Genomic DNA, 24,902 nt, shown 5'->3' with positions numbered 1-24,902 from the left:
GATACAAGCCAGGAATTCCAGAGCTGGATGTGCCTGATCTGTGGCTGGATTTATGACGAAGCCGCAGGCTTGCCGGAAGAAGGCATTGCGCCGGGCACCCGCTGGGCCGATGTGCCGATGAACTGGACTTGCCCGGAATGCGGCGCGCGCAAGGATGATTTCGAGATGGTCGCCATCTAAACCGTTATGTAGTTGAAAACTTAGTTTCTTATCAAATAAGGAATGTTTCCAAGTTTTCAAATAAATAAGTGTTTCTTTTAAGCAGCAGATCCTGCCATAGGGCTGTCCCCTGTGCTATCGTAGCGAGACTATAGGGAAATACTTTAGAAATGACGACAAAACCGCAAGGAACCGGACTGAAAATCATGGTGATCGACGATAGCTCGACTATTCGCCGGTCCGCAGAAATTTTCCTGACCCAGGCGGGATACCAGGTAATCCTGGCCGAGGATGGCTTTGATGCGCTGGCCAAGATCAATGACCAGCAGCCTGCGCTGATTTTCTGCGACATCCTGATGCCGCGGCTGGATGGTTATCAAACCTGCGCCCTGATCAAAAAGAGCGCCAAGTTTCATACGACCCCAGTGCTGATGCTCTCATCCAAGGATGGCCTGTTCGACCGCGCACGCGGCGCCATGGTCGGTTCGGCTGCCTACCTGACCAAACCCTTCACCAAAGATAGCCTGCTGGCTGCGGTGCGAGAGCACACCGCCGCCGCCAGTGCGTAAAACACCGTAATACAGAGAGTAAAGCATGGCCATTCAACGAATCCTGATCGTAGACGACTCGCCTACCGAGCGTTATTACCTGACCGACATCCTGGTGCGCAGCGGTTTCACCGTGTCCACCGCTGAAAACGGCGAAGAAGCCATGGCCAAGATCAAGGCCGACAAGCCGCAACTGATCCTGATGGACGTGGTGATGCCTGGCCAGAACGGCTTCCAGGTCACGCGCGCCATCGCCAAGGATCCTGAGCTGCAGGACGTGCCGATCATCATCTGCTCGTCCAAGAACCAGGAAACCGACCGTATCTGGGGCATCCGCCAGGGCGCCAAGGACTACCTGGTCAAGCCGGTCGACGCGGCCGAGCTGCTGGCCAAGATTGCCGCACTCGGTTAAGCGATGACGACCGAACAGCAGGCGCCGACCGGCGCTGAACGCCGCAGCCGCCTGCGGCAGTACCAAGTGACGCTGCTGGAGCGCATGCAGGCCGCCAAGGCCGGCACGGGCAATGCCGGCCGCGAACTGGGCGTGCTGCTGGGCGGCCGCCGCTGCCTGCTGGACCTGACCCAGGTCGGCGAAATCGTGCCGTTCCAGGCTGTGACGGCGGTACCGCTGTCGCAGGACTGGTATCGCGGCCTGTCCAATATCCGCGGCAACCTGGTCGGTGTGGTCGACCTGGCGCGCTATATGGGCGAGGCTGGCACGCAGGCAGGCCCGGACAGCCGCCTGGTGACGTTTGCCACCCACCTCAACTTTAATGTAGCAATCCTGGCCGGGCGCGTGCTTGGCTTGCGCAACCTGGACGAAATGGTGGAACAAGCACCGGCGGACAGTGGGCAAGCTGCCTGGGGTGGCCAGCAATTCCAAGACCGTGAAGGGCAGCAGTGGACCAGGCTGGACCTGGGCGAACTGGTGCACGATGCGCGGTTCCTGCAAATCGGCCTGTAATCTCGCGCTGCCATCGGGCAGGCGCAACATATTGAAAGCTATCGGGGGACGTAGTAATGGCATTTAAATTTTTGTCGCGCTCCGCACCGGAGGCCAGCGCCGAGCTGGGTTCCAATTCGGAGTTTGCCAACTTTAACAATTCTCAGTACGAAGGCGCGTCGCCAGAGGCGGCCGTTGACACTGCTGAACAACCGGCAGCGACCGAAAGCGTTACCCCGGAAGCGGCGGAAGGCGCGCGCGGCTTGCTGCAGCGCCTGCGTACCAGCTCGGTGGGCGAGGCTGCGGCCAACGTCAAGCTGCCGCTGATCGGCCACCTGCCCAGCGCGCGCCAGCTGAGCCTGCTGTCCACCACGCTGGGCGTATCGCTGCTGCTGTCGGTGGTCTTCGTGGCGTGGAACGCGTACAACAGCGGCGTGACGTCGACCCGTACCCAGATCGCTTCCGACGTGCTGATGCACTCGCAGCGTATCGGCAAGGCGGCGCCAAACGCGATTAAGGGCAACCAGCAGGCGATCAAGCAGCTGGAGGACAGCCGCAGCGAACTGAATCGCGCGCTGCTGGCGCTGGCCGACGGCGGCCGCTATGCCGGCCACTCGGTGTTGTCGGCCCCGGGCGCGGTATTGCCGACCCTGAACGATGCCCGCAAGAAGTGGACCGCTTCCGACAAGGCTGCCGCCACCATCGCCAAATACAAATGGGACTTGGCCGGTCTGGACGAGACCCTGCAAAAGCTCAACGCCATGTCGCCTGACCTGCTGTCGCTGACCGAGGAAGTCGCATCGGCGCGCCTGAAGCAGGGCGGCAGCGCCAAGGAACTGGCGGCACTGGGCAAGCTGGGCATGCTGACCCAGCGCATGAGCCGTAGCGCTTCGAACTTCCTGACCGAGGGCGGCGTTTCCTCGTCCGAGACCGCGTTCCAGCTGGGCCGCGACGCGACCGTGTTCCGCCAGACCGTGGACGGTTTCCTGGGCGGCAGCGACCAGCTCGGCCTGCCGGCCGTGAAGGATGGCGAGACCCGCGAAAACCTGCAGGCGCTGAAGAAAGGCTTCGAAGACTACGACAAGCTGGTCAAGTTCATTCTGGACCGTCTGGAAAAATTCTCCGCTGCGAAGAGCGCGGAACGACTGCTGTTCAACGAGAACGAAGACGTTCGTGCCAACTTCGCCAACCTGCAGACCAAGCTGCGTGAGCAGCAGGACTCGCTGGGTATCTCGTTCTGGCTGATGGTGGTTGGCCTGACGGTGACCCTGGTCTCCGCTGCGGCGATCGGCCGCGTGCTGCTGCTCGATTCGCAGAACCGTGGCCGCGCTTCCGAGCGCCGCCGCCAGGAAGCGGAAGCGATGCGCCTGAAAGCGCAGCAGCAGGAAGAAGAAACCAAGGCCATTAACGAGCAGAACCAGGCCGCAATTTTGCGCCTGATGAACGAACTGCAGGAAGTGGCGGACGGTGACTTGACCGTGCAGGCAACCGTGTCGGAAGACATTACCGGCGCGATTGCCGACTCGGTTAACTACACCGTGGAAGAGCTGCGCGGCCTGGTAGGCCGTGTGACGATCACCGCGGAACAGGTTACCTCGGCATCGACCCACGCACAGGGTATTTCCAACGACCTGCTGGCAGCATCGGCAGCGCAGTCGAAGGAGATCCAGGACGCATCCAACACCGTTGTGAAGATGGCCAACGAAATTACCGACGTGTCGCGCAGCGCGGCCGAATCGGCGGACGTTGCGCGCCAGTCGGTTGATGCGGCGCGCCAGGGTGCGGAAGCGGTGCAGAACGCGATCAAGGGTATGGACGAGATCCGCGAGCAGATCCAGGAAACTTCGAAGCGCATCAAGCGACTGGGCGAATCCTCGCAGGAGATTGGCGAGATCACCGAGCTGATTTCCGACATTACCGAACAGACCAACGTGCTGGCGCTGAACGCGGCGATCCAGGCGGCATCGGCAGGTGAGGCAGGCCGAGGCTTCTCGGTGGTTGCGGAAGAGGTTCAGCGACTGGCGGAACGCTCCGCCGAAGCGGCCAAGCAGATCGGTGCGCTGGTGAAGACCATTCAGACCGACACCCACGACGCGGTGGCGGCAATGGAAAAATCCACGCAGGGTGTGGTCGAAGGTGCCAAGCTGTCCGACGCGGCAGGTACCGCACTGCAGGACATCTCGCAGGTTTCGAACCGCCTGGCGGAACTGATTCAGGGTATTTCCTACGCAACCGGCATGCAGGCGACGTCCGCAAACGGCGTGGCGCACAATATGCAGCACATCCTGCAGGTAACGCAGCAAACCCAGGATGGTACCCAGCAAACCGCGAGCTCGGTTCGCAAACTGACCTCGCTGGCGCAGGAGCTGAAGAACTCCGTGTCGCGATTCCGCGTCGGCGCCTGATGAGTGCCTGATTAGTGCCCAAGTTGCCGCTTAATTTTTAGAATCTATGAGCAAACCTGATCTTTCGTTCACCGCTTTGCCGCAATACGACACCGGCCCGCTGTCCTGGGTCATGGGTGAAATCCGCGAAGCGCTGGCCCGTTCCCGCACGGCGCTGTTCGAAGCCGGCGGCCGTGATGCGGAAGACCAGACCACGGCGCTGATGCATGCCAAGTCCCACCTGCACCAGGCGCACGGCGCCCTGCAGATGGTGGACGTGGACGGCGTCGCGCTGCTGACGCAATTGGCGGAAGTGGTGCTGGACCGCATGCGCGACGGCACGCTGAAATGCACGCCGGACCATGCGCAGCTGCTGGCCAATATGTACCAGGCGCTGGTAGAGTTCCTGGAGGAGCTACTGTCCGGCGCCCCGTTCCAGCCGGTGCGCCTGTTCCCCTTCTTCCGCGATATCCAGGATTTGCTGGGCATCGACCGGGTCCACCCGGCCGACCTGTTCTTCCCCGACGTATCGCATGTGCCGGAACTGCCGGCGGCGCTGCCATCGGCCGGCGCGCCGGGCGGCGCCCCCGATTACAAGGCCCTGCGCCAGCGCTTCGAGCGCGCGCTGCTGCCCTACCTGAAGGCGGCCGACGCCGGCAGCCAGGCGATCCATGCCGCGGCGCTGCAGGCAGCCATTACCGACGTGGCAGACCAGCAAGGCGAGCATAAGGCGCGCGTGTTCTGGCGCGCCATGCAGGCCTTCGCCGAACTGGTGGTGAGCGGCCAGCAGGAAAGCAACCGCTACGTCAAGCAGCTGTTCGGCCTGATCAACCTGCAACTGCGCCGCCTGTCGGCCGGTTCGCCCGAACTGCCGGACAATGTGCTGAAAGAGGCGCTGTTCTTCATCGCCTCGGCCGATCCGGAAACCCTGCCGCCGCTGGCGCGCCAGCTGCGCGCCGGCTATGCGCTGGACGGCATGGTGCCGCACGATTTCGAGACGCGCCGCTACGGCCGCATTGACGACGCTTCGCTGGCCGCTGCGCGCGAGGGCATCGCCCACGCGCGTTCGGTCTGGCAGCGCATCGAACAGAACGAAAACAATCCGGAACTCGATAACGATTTCGGCCAGTCCCTGGCCAAGGCGGCCGTGGCCAGCGAAATGCTGGGCCTGGGCGCGCTGGCAGCGTTGCTGCGCCAGCTGGCGGAGTCGGCACGCAATACCGTGGGCACGCGCCGCAGCGAGGCGCTGGGGCTGGAAATGGCGACGGCACTGCTGTTCGCCGAGCACGGCATCGCCCAGATCCGCCACCTGCCGGACGATTTCAACGTCCACGCCGACACCATCGCGGCGCGCCTGCAAGCCTTGCAGGCCGGCGGCGCGGCGCCGGAGCCGGCGCAGTGGCAGGGCGGCCTGGCCCGCCAGCTGCACGAAGAAGATACCGTCGTCGCCCTGGCGCTGGAAATGAAGACCGGCTTGCGCCAGGTCGAGAAGATGCTGGACGAGTATTACACCGACCCGGCGCGCCGCGCCGAACTGTCGGACCTGGACAAGGTGCTGCACCAGCTGCACGGCGCCTGCGCCATCCTGGACCAGGACGATGCAATGAACGCCGCGGCGCACGTGCGCATCGAGATCGGCCGCCTGGCATCGGGCCAGTTCGATGAGGCGCACGAAGCCAGGGCGCTCGACGAGATCGCCCAGAACGTGGGCGCGCTGGGCTTCTTCGTCGATATGCTGGCGCAGAATCCATCCGGCGCGCGCGAGCGGTTCGCCTTCGATCCGGAACACGGTACGTTCCGTGCCGTGCCGTTCAAGAAAATCTCCGGCCCGGAGTCGATCCCGGTGCTGGAGGAGGCGCTGCCGGAGCCGGAAGCGGCCCCTGAGCCGGTGCTGACCGCACCCGTTCCCGAAGCCGGCGCCGCCGGCGACGAGGCGGTGGAAGCGGAGCTGCTGGAAATTTTCATCGGCGAGGCGCAGGAAGTGCTGGCCTTCGTGCGCGAGACGCTGGCGCGTCCGCACAGCGAGATTTCCAGCCTGGACACGATGACCATGCTGCGCCGTTCCTTCCACACGCTGAAGGGCAGCAGCCGCATGGTGGGCCTGAACCGCTTCGGCGACGGCGCGCATTCGATCGAGAAGGTGATGAACCTGTGGCTGGCAGAAGAGCGCCGTGCCACCGAAGACCTGTTCGGCCTGCTCGAATTTGCGAGCGAAGAGATGTCGGCATGGGTGGATGAACTGGCCAGCACGGGCAATTCTGCGCGCCAGGAAAAACCGATCGTCGACGCTGCCACGCGCGTGCAGGACACTGGCGTGTTCGAGCGTCCTGCTGCGGGCACCCTGCCTGCCGCGGCGCCAAGTGCGCCGCAAGCAGCCGGCGTCGAGATCGAGGCTGCAGTGGACGCGATCGAGGCCCCGGCACTGGCCGAGCCAATCGTCGTGGAGCCTGCCGGCGCCGAGGCGGCGGCTGAGGGAGCCGCGCCGGAAGCGGCCGAGGAAGTGATCGAAGCACTGCCTGCCGACCTGTCCTTTGACCTGGACGCGATCGAAGTCACCGAGCCCGAACCTGCCCTGACGCTGGACGAGCCGCTGGTCGTCGAGGCGCTGGAAACGGAAGCGGCAACGGCCCGCCCAACCAACGTCATCGAATTCCCGACTGCTACCGCGCCAACGCCACCAGAGCCGCCGGCGGAAGACAATATGAAGTTCGTGGGGCGCCTGGCGATCCCGCTGCCGCTGTACAACATCTACATGGCGGAAACCGACGAACTGGTACGCCTGCTGTCGCAAGATTTCGGCGAATGGCGCCACGAGCAGCGTCCGGTGAATCCGGAGGCGTTGCAGGCGGTGCATACCCTGACCGGCACCTCCGGCACGGTGGGCTTCAAGCCGCTGCGTGAGCTGTCCTATGCGCTGGAAATCACGCTGCAGGAACTGCAACCGCCAGCGCCGCACCTGGACGATGCGCAACACGACCTGTTCGATTTCACGATCGAGCGCGTGCGCCAGATGCTGCAAAGCTTTGCCACCGGCGAGCTGCCGCCGGAACAGCCGGAATTGATCGAAGCGCTGCACAAGCTGCGCGACGAACTGGCGCATCCGCCGGAAGTCGGCCAGGAACTCGACGAACGCCTGGACAGCATTGTCGGCGAGCCAGCCAGCGCGCAGCTGGAACAGCGCCTCGACAACCTGTTCAGCGATACTTACCACAGCCTGGTCGCCGAACCGCCGGCAGAAACGGCACACGCAGAGCAGTCGAAGCAGGAAGTTGTCGCGCAGGACGGCAACATCGATAACCTGTTCGATGCCGCTTTCGATGACGCTTTCGATGCGCCTGAACTGAAGCAGGCCGGGCCTGCCGCAGAAACGCTGCGCCTGGTGGAGCCGGGCGAAGCCAAAGAGATCGTCGCCGAAGCCGCTGAACCGGCGGTCGAGGAAATCGCCGCGCCGGTGGTCGAAGAAGCTGCCGCACCGGACCTCGAGCAGATCGATGCGCTGCTGGTCGAAGAAACCCCGGTGCCGGTCGCCGAGGAAACTGCCGAACCAGTCGTCGAGCAGGCCGCTGCGCCGGTCGTCGAAGAAGCCGCTGCCCCGGCCATCGAGCAGATTGCCGAGCCGGCCGTTGCCGAAGCCGAACCCGAACCTGCCACCGGGGACATCGAGGAAGCCGCGCTGCTGGCCGAAGCCGATGCTGCCACTGCCGAAGCCGCGATGGAAGTCGACGCCATCGATGCCACGGCATTGGCTGCCGGCGAAGCCATCGAAGAAGATGCGGTCGACCTGGACCACGCCGCTGCAAGCGAAGTGCAGGTGGTCGAACTGCCGGAAACCCCGCACCTGCTGGGCGCCAGCCCGTCCGACATCCACGACGAACTGGACCCGGACCTGCTGCCTGTGTTCCTGGAAGAAGGCACCGACCTGCTGCCGCAGATCGGCGAATCGCTGCGCGCCTGGCACGCCAAGCCGACCGATTTCAGCCACGCCCACAGCCTGCAGCGCGTGCTGCACACCGTGAAGGGCAGCGCCCGCATGGCCGGCGCGATGCGCCTGGGCCAGCACGCGCACGAAATCGAAACGCACATTGAAAACATGGTGCACGCAGGTAGCGCCTCCCAGCACTCGTTCGACGAGCTGATGGCGCACTACGACCACGCGCTGCTGCTGTTCGAACAACTGCAAAATCCGGAAGCCTATGCAGCTGCCATGGCCGCCGCGCAAGCGGCAGCCGCAGCACCGGCCGCCGATGCCCGCGCGCCGGCAGCGCAAGGCGCAGCCCAGCCTTCGCTCAGCGCCCTGGCTGCGCGCCTGGCGGCAGCGCCTGGCACGGCGGCACGCGGCGGCGACGAAGCGGAAGGCGCCAAGGCCTCGCCGCTGGTGCGTGTGCGTGCAGACATCCTCGACCGCCTGGTGAACCAGGCCGGTGAAGTGTCGATCACCCGTTCGCGCCTGGAAAACGAAGTGACCTCGCTGCGTACCTCGGTATCGGACTTCCAGGAAAACTTGAATCGCCTGCGCCGCCAGCTGCGCGAAGTCGAAATGCAAGCCGAGTCGCAGATCGCTTCGCGCATGTCGATTGCCGGCGAGCGCGAATTCGATCCGCTGGAGTTCGACCGCTTCACCCGCCTGCAGGAACTGACCCGCATGATGGCCGAATCGGTGAACGACGTGGCCTCCTTCCACGAAGGCCTGATCCGTTCCATCGACGGCGCCACCGGCGACTTGACGCAGCAAGCGCGCATGACGCGTGACCTGCAGCGAGACCTGATGCGCGTGCGCATGGTGCCGTTCAACAGCGTGTCCGAGCGTCTGTTCCGCGTGGCCCGCCAGGGCGCGAAAGAAACCGACAAGCGCGTCAACCTGGACATCCGCGGCGGCGGCGTGGAAATGGACCGCAGCGTTCTGGAACGCATGGCCGCGCCGTTCGAACACTTGCTGCGTAACGCCATCGTGCACGGCATCGAGCCGCGCGAACGCCGCGTTGAACACGGCAAGGGCGAGACCGGCGAGCTGCTGGTGCAGGTCAGCCAGCAGGGTAACGAAGTGGTGCTGGAGTTCAGCGACGACGGCGCCGGCCTGGACCTGGAACGCATCCGCGCCAAGGCGCGCAGCGTCGGCCTGCTGGCCGACGACCAGGTGGTCAGCGATGCCGAAGCGTCCAACCTGATCTTCCAGCCGGGCTTCTCCACTGCCGATACGCTGACCGAACTGGCCGGCCGCGGCGTGGGCATGGACATCGTGCTGTCCGAGGCGCAAGCCCTGGGCGGCCGCGTGGAAACCTTCACCGAGCCAGGCAAGGGCACCCGCTTCACGATCCGCCTGCCGCTGACGCTGGCCGTGACCCAGGTGGTGTTGATCTCCGCCGGCGGCCGCACCCACGCGGTGCCGGCGCTGATGGTGGAGCAGGTGCTGCAACTGAAGGAAGGGGCACTGGCCGAAGCTACCGCCAAGGGCGCCGTGGTGCACCATGGCCAGCACGTGCCGCTGCGCTACCTGGCAACCTTGCTGGGCGATGGGGAAGCGCGTCCGCTGCTGCAACGCTCTTCGCCGGTGATGATGCTGCGTAACGGTACCGACCGTGTCGCGCTGCACGTCGATGAGATCCTCGGCAACCGCGAGGTGGTGATCAAGAACATCGGCCCACAGCTGTCGCGCATGCCCGGCATCGCCGGCGCAACCGTGCTCGGTTCGGGCGAGATCGTGCTGATCCTGAATCCGGTGGCGCTGCAGCTGCACGTGGCGCAGCATCCGGAACTGGCGCCGCGCACTGCCGCGACTCCGGCGCCGGCGCCGGCCGGCGGCAGCGCCGAACCGGTGGAACCGACCCGCGCGCATGGCACCGTCATGGTGGTGGACGATTCGCTCACCGTGCGCAAGGTGACCCAGCGCCTGCTGGAGCGCGAAGGCTACCACGTCATGCTGGCAAAAGACGGCGTGGATGCGCTGGAACAGTTGCAGGACCGCTTGCCGGAACTGATGCTGGTCGACATCGAAATGCCGCGCATGGACGGCTTCGACCTGACCCGCAACGTGCGCGGCGACGAACGCACCAAGGAGATCCCGATCATCATGATCACCTCGCGTTCGGCGGACAAGCACCGCAACTACGCGCTGCAACTGGGCGTGAATGCCTACTTCGGCAAGCCGTTCCAGGAAGATATCCTGCTCGGCGCCATCGCCGGCCTGCTGCCTCAACGGGCTTGAGGCGCGCAGCAGCGGACCAAAGGGCAGGCCACAGCGCCTGCCCTTTTTATTTCTTGACGACTTCGTAGCGTTCGAGCGTGCGCTGGCGCGCCTGGTCGTGGTCGACGACCGGATTGCGCGGCAGGTGGATCTCCTTGGCCGGCAAACCGGCTAGCTGCGGCAGGTAGCGCTTGATGAATTTCCCCTCCGGATCGAACTTCTGCGACTGCGTGACCGGATTGAAAATCCTGAAGTAGGGCTGCGCATCGCAGCCCGACGACGACGCCCATTGCCAGCCGCCGTTGTTGGCCGCCAGGTCGAAATCATTCAGATGCAGCGCGAAGTAGGCTTCGCCGCGGCGCCAGTCGATCCCCAGATCCTTGCACAGGAAAGAGGCCGTCACCATGCGCAGGCGGTTGTGCATATAGCCGGTCCGGTTTAGCTGCAGCATGGCCGCATCCACCAGTGGATAGCCGGTGCGGCCTTTGCGCCAGGCCGCGAACAGTTGGTCGGCCTGCGGCCCGGTTTCCCATTCGATCCTGTCGTAGGCCGGCTTGAAGGCGCCATCCACCACGTGCGGATGGTGGTACAGGATCTGCATGTAGAACTCGCGCCAGATCAGTTCCGACAGCCACACCGCGCCGCCTTCGCCTGCCGCGCCGCGCGCCGACAGGGTCATCACGGTGCGCACCAGGTGGCGGATCGACACGGTGCCAAAGCGCAGGTGCATTGACAGGTAGGACGGCCCCTTGATGGCAGGGTAATCGCGCGCCACGCCGTAGCCGGCGATCCGGCCCAGGAACTCGTCGAACAGCTGCGGGCCGTCGCCGATGCCCAGTTCATGCAGGTTGGTGCGCTCGAAACCAAGATCGGCCAGCGCCGGCAGCGTGCTGCGGCCCGGTGCGAAGCGGCCCGGCTTCACGGTGTACGGCACCAGTACCGAGGGATCGGCTTCCAGCTTGCGCAGCCAGGCGTTCTTGTAGGGCGTAAACACGGAAAACGGCTGGCCGGCCTGGGTCAGCACTTCGTCGCGCTCGAACACCACCTGGTCCTTGAAGGTGCGCAATTCACGGCCGGCAGCGCGCAGGCTGCGGGCCACGGCGGCGTCGCGGGCAATGGCGCCCGGCTCATAGTCATGGTTGGCGAAAACGGCATCCGCATCGAGCTCGGCAGTCAGCGCGGGAATTGCTGTTTCGGCAAGGTCATGCCGCACGATCAGGTGCCCGCCAGCCGCTTCCAGCTCAGCAGCAAGGGCCGCCAGCGTATCGTGGATAAACTCGACCCGCCGGTCGGCAGCGGGGAGCCGATCCAGGATGGCGCGGTCGAAAATAAAGGCCAAGTACACTGTCCCTGCAGAGGCCAGAGCGTGATGCATGGCGGCATGATCGAACAGGCGAAGGTCCCGGCGCAACCAGACAAGGGCGTTTTTCATGGCTGGATCAGCAATTCATAGTAAACTGTGGGTATATCCGGCAGTTGCAGCGCGGATATTACAGTAAAGAACTCTTAACAGTCCTGCATAGAGAGCAATCATGAAAAAAGTCAAATTGACCAGAAGCATGCCTGTGCCGGGATTGTTACCGGAAACTAGTGAACTGAAGGAGCTAAAGGCGCCTATGACTGCCCCTGCGCTCAACCTGGCGAATCATTTCCTGATTGCCATGCCATCCATGCAAGACCCGATCTTTGGCGGCACGGTCGTGTATGTATGCGAACACAATGAGAACGGCGTGCTGGGCGTCGTGATCAACAAACCTACCGACATGACCATGGAAGTGCTGTTCGACCGGATCGACCTGGAAGTGTCGTCCGCCGCCGAGCGCCACCTGGAGTCGGAGCCGATCATGTTCGGCGGCCCGGTGCAGGATGACCGCGGTTTCGTGCTGCATACCCCGGGCGCGCACTATTCGTCTTCGCTGACGGTAACCAACGACGTCGCCTTCACCACCTCCATCGACGTGCTGGAAGCCGTGGCCCGCGGCCAGGGACCCGAACGCATGATGGTGTCGATCGGCTACGCGGGCTGGAGCCCCGGCCAGCTGGAAGACGAGCTGGCCCGCAATGGCTGGCTGACGGTGGCCGCCGACCCGCGCATCGTGTTCGATGTGCCGATCGAGGACCGCTACCAGGCCGCCATCAAGCTGCTGGGCTTCGACCCCCTGATGCTCAACTCTGAAGCGGGTCATGCATAGTCCGGAAACTGTTTTAGGCTTCGACTTCGGCATCAAACGCGTTGGTGTCGCAATGGGAAACACAATGATCGGCCAGGCCACCCCCCTGGCCGTCATTCAATCCACCGTCAACGATGCTCGCTTCGCCGAGATCAAGGCCCTGATCGACAAATGGGGGCCGACCAGGCTGGTTGTCGGCCTGCCTTTCCACCCGGACGGGGCAGAGCACGACATGACGGCGCGCTGCCGCAGGTTCGCCAATCAGCTGAACGGCCGCTTCAACCTTCCCGTGGTGCTGGTCGACGAGCGCTACTCGTCCGCGATGATTGCCGCCAAGCGCGGCGAGATCATCGACGACCGTGCCGCTGCCATCATCCTCCAACAATACTTTGACGAATATGTCCCACACTGATCCCCAACAGCTTGACGCCGAAGCGCTGTACGCCAGCCTGCTCGAGCAGGTGAAGGCCGGTATCGCCGGCGCCAATGATCCCGCCATCGTCGGCATCCACTCCGGCGGCGCCTGGATCGCCGAGCGCCTGGCCAAGGACCTGGGCCTGGCGGCGCGCCTGGGCGTGCTGGATGTGTCCTTCTACCGCGACGATTACGCGAAGAAGGGCCTGCCGGCCGAAGTGAAACCGACCCACATCGGTTTTGACGTCAACGGCGCCACCATCGTGCTGGTGGACGACGTGCTCTACACCGGCCGCACCACCCGTGCCGCCATCAACGAATTGTTCGACTACGGCCGCCCGGCGCGCATCATGCTCGCCTCGCTGGTGGACCGCGGCGAACGCCAATTGCCGGTGGCTGCCGATTTCGTGGCGGCGCACACGCGCTGCGCGCCGGGCCAGGCGCTGCGCCTGCAGCAAACCGGCGACGGAAAGTTTTCCCTGACTCTTGAACAGAACCATGCTTAATCCGCAACTCAACAAACACGGCGAGCTTCAGCACCTGCTGACGACCGAGGGCCTGCCGAAGGCCATCATCAACCAGATCCTCGATACCGCCTCCTCTTTCGTGTCCGTGTCGGACCGCGAAGTGAAGAAGGTCCCGCTGATGCGCGGCAAAAGCGTTTTCAACCTGTTCTTCGAGAATTCCACCCGTACCCGCACCACCTTCGAGATCGCGGCCAAGCGCCTGTCGGCCGACGTGATCAACCTGAACATCGCGGCGTCCTCCGCCAGCAAGGGCGAGTCTCTGCTGGACACCATCGACAACCTGTCGGCCATGCACGCCGACATGTTCGTGGTGCGCCACTCGCAGTCCGGCGCACCCTACCTGATCGCCAAGCACCTGCAGGATACGAAGCAGAACCACGTGCACGTGGTGAACGCGGGCGACGGCCGCCACGCGCACCCCACGCAGGGCCTGCTGGACATGTACACCATCCGCCACTACAAGAAGGACTTCACCAACCTGCGCGTGGCGATCGTGGGCGACATCCTGCACAGCCGCGTGGCCCGTTCCGACATCCACGCCCTGACCACGCTGGGCGTGCCGGAAATCCGCGCCATCGGCCCGCACACGCTGCTGCCGGGCGGCCTGGAGCAGCTGGGCGTGCGTACCTTCACCAACATGGATGAAGGCTTGAAGGACGTCGACGTGATCATCATGCTGCGCCTGCAGAACGAACGCATGAGCGGGGCGCTGCTGCCGTCCGCCGGCGAATACTTCCGCGCCTACGGCCTGACGCCGGAGCGCCTGGCGCTGGCCAGGCCCGACGCCATCGTGATGCACCCGGGCCCGATGAACCGCGGCGTGGAGATCGACTCCGCCGTGGCCGACGGCCCGCAAGCGGTGATCCTGTCGCAGGTCACCTTCGGTATCGCAGTCCGCATGGCGGTAATGAGCATCCTGGCAGGCACGCAAGCATAAAAATGAACGTACTTATCCAAAACGGCCGACTGATCGATCCGGCCAACAAGATCGATTCCAAGCAAGACCTGTACATCGTGGACGGCAAGGTTGCCGCCATCGGCAGCGCGCCGGCCGGCTTCCAGGCCGGCCGCACCATCGACGCCGCCGGCAAGGTCGTGGCGCCGGGCCTGGTCGACCTGTCTGCGCGCCTGCGCGAGCCGGGCTTCGAATACAAGGCTACGCTGAAATCTGAAATGCAGGCGGCAGTGCAGGGCGGCGTGACTTCCCTGGTGTGCCCGCCCGACACCGACCCGGTACTCGACGAGCCGGGTCTGGTGGAAATGCTGAAGCACCGCGCGCGCGGCCTGAACCAGGCCCACGTGCATCCGCTGGGCGCGCTGACCCATGGCCTGAAAGGCGAGGCCCTGACCGAGCTGGTGGAGCTGACCGGCGCCGGCTGCATCGGCTTTTCGCAGGCCGAAACCCCGATCAAGGACACCACCGTGCTGCAGCGCTGCATGCAGTATGCAGCCACTTTCGGCTTCACCATCTGGCTGCGCCCGCAGGACGCCTGGATCGGCCGCGGCGGCGTGGCAAACAGCGGCCCGCTGGCTTCGCGCCTGGGCCTGTCCGGCGTGCCGGTGATGGCCGAGACCATCGCCCTGCACACCATCTTCGAGCTGATGCGCTCGACCGGCGCCAAGGTGCACCTGTGCCGCATGTCGTCGGCAGCCGGCCTGGAGCTGGTGCGCGCCGCCAAGGCCGAAGGCTTGCCGATCACCTGCGACGTCGGCGCACACCACGTGCACCTGACCGACACCGACATCAACTTCTTCGATTCCAATGCGCGCATGGATCCGCCATTCCGCACCCAGCGCGACCGCGAGGCGATCCGCGCCGGCCTGCTGGACGGCACCATCGATGCGATGTGCTCGGACCACACGCCGTGCGACGACGATGAAAAGCTGCTGCCGTTCGGCGAAGCTTCGCCGGGAGCTACCGGCCTGGAACTGCTGCTGTCCCTCGCCATCAAGTGGGCCGACGATTATGCGGGACTGCAAGGGAAGGACGATGCGCTGTCGCGCGCCGTGGCGCGCGTCACCTGTGATGCGGCACGCGTAGCCGGCCTGGCGCAGGCCGGCCAGCTGGGCGTGGGCAGCGTGGCCGACGTGGTGGTGTTCGACCCGGCCGCGCGCTGGACCGTCACCGGCAGCGCGCTGGCCAGCCAGGGCAAGCACACCCCGTTCCTCGGCTATGAGCTGGCGGGACAGGTGCAGGCGACCATCGTTGCGGGCCAAGTGGCGTATGAGCGCGCAGCCAGCTAAACGCAATCTCGATTGGCGCCTGGTGCTGCGCATCGGGCGCATGGCGGTGCACCTGCTGGCGGGCATGGCCACTTGCGCTTTCATCTTCCCCTTCATCGGGACGGCAAAGCGCAACGGCCATGTCCGGCGCTGGTCGCGCCAGCTGCTGGCCATCTGCAACGTCAGCGTGCAGATGGCGCCAGGCAGCGCGGCGCCGCTGGAGCAGGGCATGATCGTCTGCAACCATATTTCGTGGCTGGACATCTTCGTCATCAATGCGCTGTATCCATGCCGCTTCGTGGCCAAGGCGGAAATCCGCGACTGGCCGCTGGCCGGCTGGCTGGTGGCGCGGGCGGGCACGGTGTTTATCGCACGCGGCAACAAGCGCGAACTGCGCAACATCTTCAAGGGCCTGGTGCATGCGCTGCAGGATGGCCAGCGCGTGGCCTTTTTCCCGGAAGGGACGACCGCCGCGCAAGGCACGCTGCTGCCTTTCCATGCCAACCTGTTCGAGGCGGCGGTGGACGGCAAGGTGCTGGTGCAGCCGTTCGCCTTGTCCTACGTCGATGCAGCGGGCCAGGCGCATCCGTCGGTGGACTTCATCGGCGACATGACTTTCGTGCAGAGCGTGGTGAATATCCTCGATGGCAAGCCGGTGCGCGCGCGCCTGGCGGTGCTGGAAGCGATGCCGGGCGAGGGCGCCCATCGCCGCGAGCTGGCGGCCGCGAGCCACGCTGCCATCGGTGCGGCCCTGGGCATCGTGCCCGAGGCCGAAACTTTACAGGAGCAATCAGCATGACCAGGATCAGCGTGCTGGCAGCCTGCCTGCTGTTGGCGGCCTGCGGCGACACCTTCACCAATGCCAAGACCCTGCGCACGCAGGCCACGGAAAGCCTGGCGCAGAAGAACTATGGCATTGCGGCCGACAAGGCTTACGCGGCCACGCTCAAGGCGCCCAAGGAAGCCGAGTCCTGGTTCCTTCTGTCCCAGGCCCAGGCGCAACTGGGCCGCAAGAATGCGGCCATGGCGTCGCTGGAGACGGCGATCGTCAACGGGTTTACCGATGAAGAGGCGATCAAGGGCAGCGCCAACCTGGAACCGCTGCGCAAATCGGAAGCCTACAAGGAATTGATGGCGGCCACTTTCGCGCCTGCCGCCGCAGCGCCGGCTGAAGGCGAGGCGCCCGCCGCAACGGAAGGCGGCGGCGAACCGGCCAAGGCCGACGGCCAGTCCCAGGCGCAGGCCTCGGCGCCGCCTGGCGGGACGTCGAAGCACTAAACCGTCCGGTACTCCGGGCAATCCACCTGCAGCAGGCTGCGGTCGTCCAGGCAGACGGCCGACAGCTTGCCGCCCCACACGCATCCGCTGTCAAGTGCAATCAGGCGCGGCATGATGCGCAGGCCCAGCGCCGACCAATGCCCGAACACCACGGTGGTATCGCTGGTGCGGCGGCCCGGCACCTCGAACCACGGCATCAGACCGGTCGATGGATCGGCATGCGCCGATTCCTTCATCTTGAAATCCATCACGCCTTCGGCGCTGCAAAAGCGCATGCGGGTCAGGGCATTGACGATGCAGCGCAAGCGCGCGGCTCCGGTCAGCGCATCGTCCCAGCGATCGGGCTGGTTGCCGTACATTTCGCGCAGGAAGCCGACCCATTCGTCGCCGCGCAGGGCTGCTTCCACCTCGCCGGCCAGCGCCATGGCGTGCTGCGCCGTCCATTGCGGCAGCACGCCGCCATGCACCAGCAGGTGGCCGCGGCGCATGATGGCCATCGGGCGCAGGCGCAGCCAGTGCAGCAGCGGGTCGCGGTCGGCCGCCGCCAGGATATGCTCGATGGTGTCGGAACTCGACTCCGGGCGAATGCCGTTGGCCACGGCCAGCAGGTGCAGGTCATGGTTGCCCAGCACGGCGTCGATGCGGCCGTCGCTGCCCTGGCTCAGGGCCTGCACATAGCGCAGGGTGGACAGCGAGTCGGGGCCGCGGTTGATCAAGTCGCCGCAAAAGAGGATGGCTGGCGGTTCATTTCCGGCGGCATGCTCGGTGTCCAGGATCTTTTCGACCAGGGTGACTGTCTCGCCGTGGCAACCCTGCAGGTCGCCCACTACATAAGTTTTCATGGCAATAGGATAACGCATGATCAGCGCATCCGGCGGCGCGCTGCACCGGGCGGCTTGGCAAATGGTATCAATTGGTAAGGAAATACCTTGGGCGCAACGGTATCGGCTAGAATTTCCCGTCCCGCCCTGTGCATACGGTACAATCGCCGCTTAGCGCGCAAGCAATCTTTCTTGCCGCGCTGCGTAAATGGCGGCTGGCTCACTATACTGATAAGAACAAATGTTTTCCTTCCTCGTGAGCTTTTTCACGTCCGCGCTCTTGACCCTGTGGGTCATCAAGGAAGTGCGCTTGCATGGACCTGCGTTGGACACTGATTTCGGCGGCGTGCAAAAAGTGCATGCCCATCATGTGGCCCGCATCGGCGGCCTGTCGATTTTCCTGGCGGTGGCACTGAGCGCCTGCGTTTCCGTGTGGCGCGTGCCGGTCATGACCAGCTGGATGCTGTCACTGATCATGTGTGCCCTGTTTGCCTTCCTCGGCGGCATTGTCGAAGACTATACCGGCAAGGTCAGCGCGCGCCGGCGCCTGCTGCTGACCATGTTTGCTGCCTTGCTGGCTTATTTCCTGATGGATGCCCGGATCGACCGCATCGACTGGATGTTCTCCACCACGCCGCTGCCGTACCTGTGGTTTACGCTGCCGCTCACGGTGCTGGCCGTTGCCGGCATTGCCAACGCCGTCAACATCATCGATGGTTTCAATGGCCTGGCCAGCGTGGTGACGATTTGCATGCTGCTGTCGCTTGGCTATGTTGCTCTTCAAGTCAACGATATGTTCGTGCTGGTGGCGGCCCTGATGGTGGCAGGCGCCACTGCCGGTTTCCTGATCTGGAATTACCCGGTCGGGCTGATATTCCTGGGCGACGGCGGCGCCTATTTTATTGGCTTCATGCTGGGCGAATTGGCCCTGTTGCTGGTAATGCGCAATCCACAAGTTTCTACTTGGTATGCTGTATTGCTGTTAATTTATCCGACCTTTGAAACACTGTTCAGCGTTTATCGCCGCTTCTTTATCCGCGGGACTTCGCCGGCCATGCCGGACGGTATTCACCTGCATAGCCTGATATTCCGGCGCGTGGTGCAATGGGCGGTGGGCCGCAAGGATGCGCGCGCGCTGGTGCGCCGCAATTCGATGACCTCGCCATATTTGTGGATGTTTTCGCTGATGGCGGTGATTCCCGCCACGGTATTCTGGGCCTATACCTGGGTGCTGATGCTGTTCTGCCTGTTATTTATCGCGAGTTATGTCTGGCTATATGCACGTATTGTCAGATTTAAAGCGCCGCGCTGGATGATCCGACATAAGAAAATCCGTTAAGCCGATTTCGTGTATATTCCCAGACATCGAAATCTGATAAAGGATAGGAAGATGGACCTGTCGAATTTGTCGTCCCCTGAATTGCGCAACCTGCAAGAGCAGATTAAGCGCGAATTAAAGCAGCGCGAAGGCATGGATAAGCAAAAGGCGCGCGAGCAGATATTCGCCATCGCGCAGCAAGCCGGCGTGCCGCTGAAGGAATTGCTGGCTGGCTTCCCGGGCACCCGCAACAAGGGCGGCAAGGTGGAAGCGCGCTATCGCAATCCTGCCAATGCTGCCGAGCAGTGGACCGGCCGCGGCCGCCAGCCGAAATGGGTCAAGGAATGGGTCGATGGCGGCAAGTCGATCGACCAGCTGCGCATCTGAGCCGATTCAATTTCTACTATTTGTTTTCTCCTTTTCTATGGTTGCTCTCTCTAAATCGATTTTCAAGGCTTACGATATCCGCGGCATCATTGGCAAGACGCTGGACGAAGGCGTGGCGCGCTCTGTTGGGCATGCCTTCGGCCTGGCTGCCGCCGCGAAGGGAGAGCGCAGCGTGGTGATCGGCCGCGACGGCCGCCTGTCCGGCCCGGGGCTGATCGCTGCACTGGCGCAGGGCCTGCAGGCAGCCGGTGTCGACGTGATCGACCTGGGCGTGGTGGCAACGCCGATGGTGTACTTCGGCACTCACGTGCTCGACACCCGTTCCGGCATCATGGTGACCGGCAGCCATAACCCGCCGGACTATAACGGCTTCAAGATGGTGCTGAAGGGCGAGGCGATCCATGGCGATGCCATCACCGCCCTGTACCACGCCATTGAAGCCGGCCTGCAGCCCGCGGCTGCCGCCGGCAAATACGGCACCTGCGACATTCGCGCGCAATATTTGCAGCGCATCATCGGCGACGTGAAGATTGCGCGCCCGATCAAGATTGCCGTCGATTGCGGCAACGGCGTGGCCGGGGCCTTCGCGGGCGACCTGTATCGCGGCATGGGCTGCGAAGTGGTCGAGCTGTTCTGCGAAGTGGACGGCACTTTCCCGAACCACCACCCGGACCCGGCGCACCCGGAAAACCTGCAGGACCTGGTCAAGGCGCTGCGGGAGACCGACGCCGAGATCGGCCTGGCCTTCGACGGCGACGGCGACCGCCTCGGCATCGTGACCAAGGATGGCCAGGTCATCTATCCTGACCGCCAGCTGATGCTGTTCGCGCAAGATGTCCTGTCCCGACACCCGGGCGAGCAGATCCTGTACGACGTGAAATGCACGCGCCACCTGGCCGCGTACATCGAGCAGGCAGGCGGCAAGCCGCTGATGTGCAAGACCGGCCATTCGCTGGTGAAGGCCAGGCTGAAGGAAACCGGCGCCCCGCTGGGCGGCGAAATGAGCGGCCACGTGTTCTTCAAGGACCGCTGGTACGGTTTCGACGATGGCCTGTACGCAGGCGCGCGCATGTTGGAGATCCTGACCCGCCACGCCGATCCTTCGGCGCTGCTGAACGCCTTGCCCAAGTCGGACAGCACGCCGGAACTGCAGCTGCAGCTGGACGAAGGCGAAAATTACGCGCTGATGGCCAAGCTGGCGGCCGAGGCGAAATTCCCCGGCAATGAGCGTGTCATCGATATCGACGGCCTGCGCGTGGAATATGCCGACGGCTTTGGCCTGGCGCGTTCCTCGAACACCACTCCGGTGATCGTGATGCGCTTCGAGGCGGAATCGCCAGCGGCGCTGGCACGCATCCAGGGCCAGTTCCGCGATGTGATCCTGGCTGCCAAGCCGGATGCGAAACTGCCGTTCTAAATGAATATCCTGCTCGTGCGCGTCTCGTCGCTGGGGGACGTGCTGCACAATATGCCGATCGTAGCCGACATCAAGCGCCACTTCCCGGATGCGAACATCGACTGGGTGGTGGAGGAGGGCTATGTCAGCCTGGTACGCCTGAACCCGATGGTGCGCAATATCCTGCCGTGGGGCCTGCGCCGCTGGCGCAAGAGCCTGGGCAAGAAGGAAACGCGCGCCGAGATCGGGGCCTTCTTCCGCAAGCTGCGCGAAGTGCAGTATGACTATGTGTTCGACACCCAGGGCTTGCTGAAGACCGGCATCATCATGGGCGCCGCGCGCGGCAAGAACAAGGTCGGCCTGGCCAATGGCAGCGAAGGCTCGGGCTATGAAGGCATATCCCGCATCTTCCACAGCAAGAGCATTCCGCTCGACCCGCGCACGCATGCGGTGGCGCGCGGCCGCCTGGTAGTGGGCGCTGCGCTGGGCTTCAAGGTGGATTATCCGGCCGATTTCGGCTTGCCTGAAGTACCGGCCGGCGAAGCGCGCCCGCAGTGGATGGGGGAGGCGCCCTATGCCGTGTTCTTCCACGGCACGGCGCGCGACGCCAAGAAATGGGCGCCTGCCAACTGGATCGAGCTGGGCAAGGCGCTGGCGCCGATGCCCGTGCTGTTGCCGTGGGGCTCGGACAAGGAAAAGGCGGAAGCGGAAACGCTGGCTGCCGGCATCCCGCATGCCCGGGTGCTGCCGAAGCTGTCGATGGCCGATGCCGTCATGCTGGCGCGCCGCGCCGCGCTGGCGGTCGGCGTGGATACGGGCCTGACCCATATCGCGGCGGCTTTCTCGCGTCCCGTGGTGGAAATCTATGCCGACTCGCCGCGCTGGAAGACCGAAGGCAACTGGTCGCCGCGCATCATCAACCTCGGCGACAAGGGTTCGCCGCCCGGCGTGGCGGAAGTGCTGGCCGCGTCCAGGAGCCTGCTCTGAGCATGCGGATCTTTTATACATTCATGTGGTGGCTGGCTTTGCCGCTGGTGCTGGGCCGCCTGTGGTGGCGCGGCCGCAAGGAGCCGGGCTACCGCCAGCATTGGGGCGAGCGGCTTGGCATGTATGGCGCGCGCGCCGCCAACGATGAACCGGCCACCATCTGGGTGCATGCAGTTTCGGTGGGCGAGACGCGCGCTGCCGAACCGCTGGTCGATGCGCTGTTGAAGAAATACCCGCAGGCCCGCATCGTGCTGACCTGCATGACCCCTACCGGCCGCGCGACCGGCAAGAGCCTGTTCGGCAAGCATGGTGCACGCGTGGTGCAATCCTACCTGCCCTACGACATGCCGCTGCTGGTGGCGCGCTTCATTCGTCATTTCGAACCGCGTGTCTGCATCCTGATGGAGACCGAGGTATGGCCGAACCTGATCCTGCAATGCCAGCGCGACAAGGTGCCGGTGGTCCTGGCCAACGCGCGCTTGAGCGAGCGGTCGCTGGGCAAGGCGCAACGCTTCGGCAAGGTGATCCGAGATGCGGCACAAGGCATCACGCTGGTGGCAGCCCAGACCGAGGCCGATGCCCTGCGCATCCGCGCGCTGGGCGCCAGCAAAGTGAGCGTGACCGGCAGCATCAAGTTCGACGTCGTGATCCCGCAAGCCTCGCTGGCAACCGGCGCGCAGTTGCGCCAGCAGTTCGGTGTGCGCCCGGTATTCCTGTGCGCCAGCACGCGCGAAGGCGAAGAAGGCCTGATCCTCGATGCCTTCCAGGCTGCGCGCGCATCGCTGCCGCAGGATGTGCTGCTGCTGATTGTGCCCCGCCATCCGCAGCGCTTCGACGAAGTCGCGGCAATGGTGACGGAACGCGGCCTGTCGCTGCAGCGCCGTTCAGCGCTGGCGGCGCCGGGCGCCAGGGTCGACCCGGCCACCGAGGTGGTGCTGGGCGATTCGATGGGCGAGATGTTTGCCTACTACTCGGCCTGCGACCTGGCTTTCATCGGCGGCAGCCTGCAACCGCTGGGCGGCCAGAACCTGATTGAACCGGCCGCACTGGGCAAGCCGATCATCGTCGGCGAGCACACTTTCAATTTTGCGCAAGCCACCGAAGACTGCCTGCAGCAGGGCGGCGCGGTGCGCGTGCCGAACAGCGACGGCCTGATGCACCAGGCTGCGCGCCTGCTGGCCGATAGCGCAGCGCGCGGCGCCATGGGCGCGCATGCGCAGACCTTTGCCAATACCCACCGCGGCGCCACGGCACGCACGATTGCATTGCTTCCCGATTTGAAGTGACAAATGTCATGACCAAGTCGTGGCATTCCGTTCTGGTGCGCAGCGGGCGCAAACCGGATACTGGGTTCACCTGACCACAAGGAGAACCGCAATGCTGAAACTGTTAGTAGCCGCCAGCCTGGCCGGCGCCCTGCCTGCCATGGCAGCCGAAACTACCCTGATCAAGGACGTCCGCGTTTTCGACGGGCAGGAAATGCATGCCAGGCGCAGCGTGCTGCTGGAAGGCGGCAAGATCGCCAGTGCCGACTTCAAGGGCAAGACGCCCGCCGGCGCGAAAGTGGTCGATGGCGCCGGCCGCACGCTGATGCCGGGCTTGATCGATTCCCATACCCACAGCTTCCAGCACCTAGAATTGCCGCTGGTATTTGGCGTGACCAGCGAACTGGATATGTTCACCGCCGTGCCGCTGCTGCAGGAAATGAACGGCCGCATGGCGCGCGGCGAGAACAAGGATCGTCCGGATATCATCTCGGCCGGCGTGCTGGCCACCGTGCCGGGCGGCCATGGCACCGAATACGGCATGCCGATTCCTACCCTGACCAAGGCGGAAGAGGCGCAGCCCTGGGTCGATGCCCGCATTGCGGAAGGTTCGCACTTCATCAAGATCGTGATGGAACCTGGCTGGCCCGGACATCCGGTGCCGAGCCTGGACCGCGCCACCGTGAAGGCGCTGATCGTGGCCGCCCATCGGCGCGGCAAGCTGGCCTTGGTGCATATTTCCAATCCGGAGGATGCGCGTACCGCGCTGGAAGAGGGCGCCGATGGCCTGGTGCACCTGTTCAACGGCGAGTCGATGACAGAGCAGGACCTCAAGTCCTTCGTCAAGCTGGCGCATGATCGCAAGGCCTTCGTCATTCCGACCTTCAGCGTGCTGGAAAGCGTAGCAGGCCTGAAGGAGACGGACGTGCTGGAAGACAAGCAGATGATGGCCCTGCTGACGAGCGACCAGATTGCGCCGCTGAATTCCCCGTACGGGAAAAAGGAAATGGCACAGCGCATGAACGCGGCCAGGTCGGTGGTGGCCGCGTTGCGCACCGCCGGCGTGCCGGTCCTGGCGGGCACGGACGCCGGCAACGGCGGGACCCAGGCCGGCGCCAGCCTGCACCACGAACTGCTCTCGCTGACCGGTGCCGGACTGACACCGCTGGAAGCCTTGCGCGCCGCCACGTCGGTACCGGCCAAGTCATTCCGCCTGGCCGACCGGGGTGTCATTGCCAAAGGCGCCAAGGCCGACCTGGTGCTGGTCGAAGGCGATCCAAGCCGGGACATCAAGGCCACTCGCAATATTGTCGAAGTCTGGAAGGATGGCGCGACCGTATCGGCACGCCGCAAGGCGCAGCAGGACCTGGTGGCCAGGGAACTGAATACGCCCAAGGGCGCGCCGCTGGTGCTGCCGGCAGACGGCATGATCAGCCTGTTCAGCAAGGAAAAGCTGGCCAGCCCGTTCGGCACCGGATGGGTGCCTTCCAACGACGCTTTCCTGGGCGGCAAATCGACGGTGAGCCTGGAGTACGCGGGCGAGAACGCGGTCCAAGTGAAGGCAAGCGTGCAGCAGGGCTTTGCCTTCCCGTGGGCCGGCATCGCTTTCGTGCCGGGCAGCCAGCCGTTCCAGGCGGCGAACCTGAGCGCCGCCAAGACCCTGCGCTTCCGCGTCAAAGGCGACGGCCAGGGCTACCAGGTGGGGATCATGCATGGCAGCGCGCGCATCCCGGTCTATCAGCCGTTTGCGGCTGGCGCGGAGTGGCGGGAAGTGACCATGCCGATGGCCAGTTTCGCCGGGGTCGATACCGGTGCGATCACGCTCATCATGTTCAATGCCGGCCCCAAGATCGGCGACTATCAGTTCCAGATCGCCGACGTGCGTTTGACTAACCAGTAA

21 protein-coding genes are annotated in these 24,902 nt (G+C 64.4%); 19 read left to right on the top strand and 2 right to left on the bottom strand.

Translation table 11 applies throughout. The features are described from left to right. Positions 1–27: 27 nt before the first annotated feature. From ACN9MU_RS27820 to ACN9MU_RS27795, 6 genes are all read left to right on the top strand, one after another. Positions 28–180: a rubredoxin gene (locus ACN9MU_RS27820; protein ID WP_028104578.1), complete on the top strand. Its 153-nt coding sequence runs from the start codon at positions 28–30 to the stop codon at positions 178–180. Between the two features lie 149 nt (positions 181–329). Beyond that, complete coding sequence (locus tag ACN9MU_RS27815; protein ID WP_426164806.1) at positions 330–728, top strand: response regulator; 399 nt, start codon at positions 330–332, stop codon at positions 726–728. Between the two features lie 25 nt (positions 729–753). Next, positions 754–1,119, top strand: a complete 366-nt coding sequence (locus ACN9MU_RS27810) for a response regulator transcription factor (protein WP_055929369.1) — start codon at positions 754–756, stop codon at positions 1,117–1,119. 3 nt (positions 1,120–1,122) lie between these two features. After that, on the top strand, positions 1,123–1,671 hold the full coding sequence (locus tag ACN9MU_RS27805; protein ID WP_426164803.1) for a chemotaxis protein CheW: 549 nt from the start codon (positions 1,123–1,125) through the stop codon (positions 1,669–1,671). 56 nt (positions 1,672–1,727) lie between these two features. Further along, complete coding sequence (locus tag ACN9MU_RS27800) at positions 1,728–4,055, top strand: methyl-accepting chemotaxis protein (RefSeq protein WP_426164801.1); 2,328 nt, start codon at positions 1,728–1,730, stop codon at positions 4,053–4,055. A 46-nt stretch (positions 4,056–4,101) separates the two neighbouring features. Beyond that, positions 4,102–10,236 (top strand): Hpt domain-containing protein, encoded by a 6,135-nt coding sequence (locus ACN9MU_RS27795; protein WP_426343760.1) that lies wholly within the window; start codon positions 4,102–4,104, stop codon positions 10,234–10,236. 46 nt (positions 10,237–10,282) lie between these two features. Here the strand turns inward: ACN9MU_RS27795 and ACN9MU_RS27790 are convergent, their stop codons facing one another. After that, a complete protein-coding gene (locus ACN9MU_RS27790; protein ID WP_426343759.1) occupies positions 10,283–11,647 on the bottom strand; it encodes a cryptochrome/photolyase family protein in 1,365 nt (454 codons plus the stop codon). A 184-nt stretch (positions 11,648–11,831) separates the two neighbouring features. Between ACN9MU_RS27790 and ACN9MU_RS27785 the strand changes: the two genes are divergently transcribed. From ACN9MU_RS27785 to ACN9MU_RS27755, 7 genes are read left to right on the top strand one after another with little or no spacing between them, the layout of a single operon-like run. Further along, a complete protein-coding gene (locus ACN9MU_RS27785; RefSeq protein ID WP_426319245.1) occupies positions 11,832–12,407 on the top strand; it encodes a YqgE/AlgH family protein in 576 nt (191 codons plus the stop codon). 52 nt (positions 12,408–12,459) lie between these two features. Next, on the top strand, positions 12,460–12,798 hold the full coding sequence (gene ruvX / locus ACN9MU_RS27780) for a Holliday junction resolvase RuvX (protein ID WP_426319244.1): 339 nt from the start codon (positions 12,460–12,462) through the stop codon (positions 12,796–12,798). After that, positions 12,785–13,306, top strand: a complete 522-nt coding sequence (gene pyrR / locus ACN9MU_RS27775) for a bifunctional pyr operon transcriptional regulator/uracil phosphoribosyltransferase PyrR (RefSeq protein ID WP_426164791.1) — start codon at positions 12,785–12,787, stop codon at positions 13,304–13,306. Before ruvX ends, pyrR begins: the two co-directional genes overlap by 14 nt. Next, positions 13,299–14,264 carry an aspartate carbamoyltransferase catalytic subunit gene (locus tag ACN9MU_RS27770; protein WP_426339673.1) on the top strand — a complete coding sequence of 322 codons (966 nt, stop codon included), beginning with the start codon at positions 13,299–13,301 and terminating at the stop codon, positions 14,262–14,264. Before pyrR ends, ACN9MU_RS27770 begins: the two co-directional genes overlap by 8 nt. A gap of 2 nt (positions 14,265–14,266) precedes the next feature. Further along, positions 14,267–15,571 carry a dihydroorotase gene (locus ACN9MU_RS27765; RefSeq protein WP_426164787.1) on the top strand — a complete coding sequence of 435 codons (1,305 nt, stop codon included), beginning with the start codon at positions 14,267–14,269 and terminating at the stop codon, positions 15,569–15,571. Beyond that, positions 15,552–16,349 carry a lysophospholipid acyltransferase family protein gene (locus ACN9MU_RS27760; RefSeq protein ID WP_426343758.1) on the top strand — a complete coding sequence of 266 codons (798 nt, stop codon included), beginning with the start codon at positions 15,552–15,554 and terminating at the stop codon, positions 16,347–16,349. Before ACN9MU_RS27765 ends, ACN9MU_RS27760 begins: the two co-directional genes overlap by 20 nt. Then, on the top strand, positions 16,346–16,828 hold the full coding sequence (locus ACN9MU_RS27755) for a hypothetical protein (RefSeq protein WP_426343757.1): 483 nt from the start codon (positions 16,346–16,348) through the stop codon (positions 16,826–16,828). The genes ACN9MU_RS27760 and ACN9MU_RS27755 overlap by 4 nt, the downstream gene beginning before the upstream one ends. Here ACN9MU_RS27755 and ACN9MU_RS27750 read toward each other — a convergent pair. Continuing rightward, positions 16,825–17,670, bottom strand: coding sequence for a symmetrical bis(5'-nucleosyl)-tetraphosphatase (locus tag ACN9MU_RS27750; protein WP_426344907.1), 846 nt, complete (start codon positions 17,668–17,670; stop codon positions 16,825–16,827). The genes ACN9MU_RS27755 and ACN9MU_RS27750 overlap by 4 nt on opposite strands. A 220-nt stretch (positions 17,671–17,890) precedes the next feature. Here ACN9MU_RS27750 and ACN9MU_RS27745 point away from each other — a divergent pair, with 220 nt between their 5' ends. The 6 genes from ACN9MU_RS27745 (at position 17,891) to ACN9MU_RS27720 (ending at position 24,902) form a co-directional block, all read left to right on the top strand. Further along, positions 17,891–18,988: an MraY family glycosyltransferase gene (locus ACN9MU_RS27745; RefSeq protein ID WP_426164781.1), complete on the top strand. Its 1,098-nt coding sequence runs from the start codon at positions 17,891–17,893 to the stop codon at positions 18,986–18,988. 51 nt (positions 18,989–19,039) lie between these two features. Continuing rightward, positions 19,040–19,354: an H-NS family nucleoid-associated regulatory protein gene (locus ACN9MU_RS27740; protein ID WP_426164779.1), complete on the top strand. Its 315-nt coding sequence runs from the start codon at positions 19,040–19,042 to the stop codon at positions 19,352–19,354. Between the two features lie 37 nt (positions 19,355–19,391). Then, positions 19,392–20,771, top strand: a complete 1,380-nt coding sequence (locus tag ACN9MU_RS27735) for a phosphomannomutase/phosphoglucomutase (protein WP_426343756.1) — start codon at positions 19,392–19,394, stop codon at positions 20,769–20,771. Further along, on the top strand, positions 20,772–21,737 hold the full coding sequence (gene waaC / locus ACN9MU_RS27730) for a lipopolysaccharide heptosyltransferase I (RefSeq protein WP_426343755.1): 966 nt from the start codon (positions 20,772–20,774) through the stop codon (positions 21,735–21,737). Positions 21,738–21,739: 2 nt separating this feature from the next. Then, positions 21,740–23,023 (top strand): lipid IV(A) 3-deoxy-D-manno-octulosonic acid transferase, encoded by a 1,284-nt coding sequence (gene waaA, locus ACN9MU_RS27725; protein WP_426343754.1) that lies wholly within the window; start codon positions 21,740–21,742, stop codon positions 23,021–23,023. A 91-nt stretch (positions 23,024–23,114) separates the two neighbouring features. Continuing rightward, positions 23,115–24,902, top strand: coding sequence for a CIA30 family protein (locus ACN9MU_RS27720; RefSeq protein ID WP_426343753.1), 1,788 nt, complete (start codon positions 23,115–23,117; stop codon positions 24,900–24,902).

It is taken from the genome of Pseudoduganella sp. R-32, from assembly GCF_049913245.1.
Taxonomy (GTDB): domain Bacteria; phylum Pseudomonadota; class Gammaproteobacteria; order Burkholderiales; family Burkholderiaceae_D; genus Rugamonas.
This window is presented reverse-complemented; position numbering and strand designations above follow the sequence as displayed.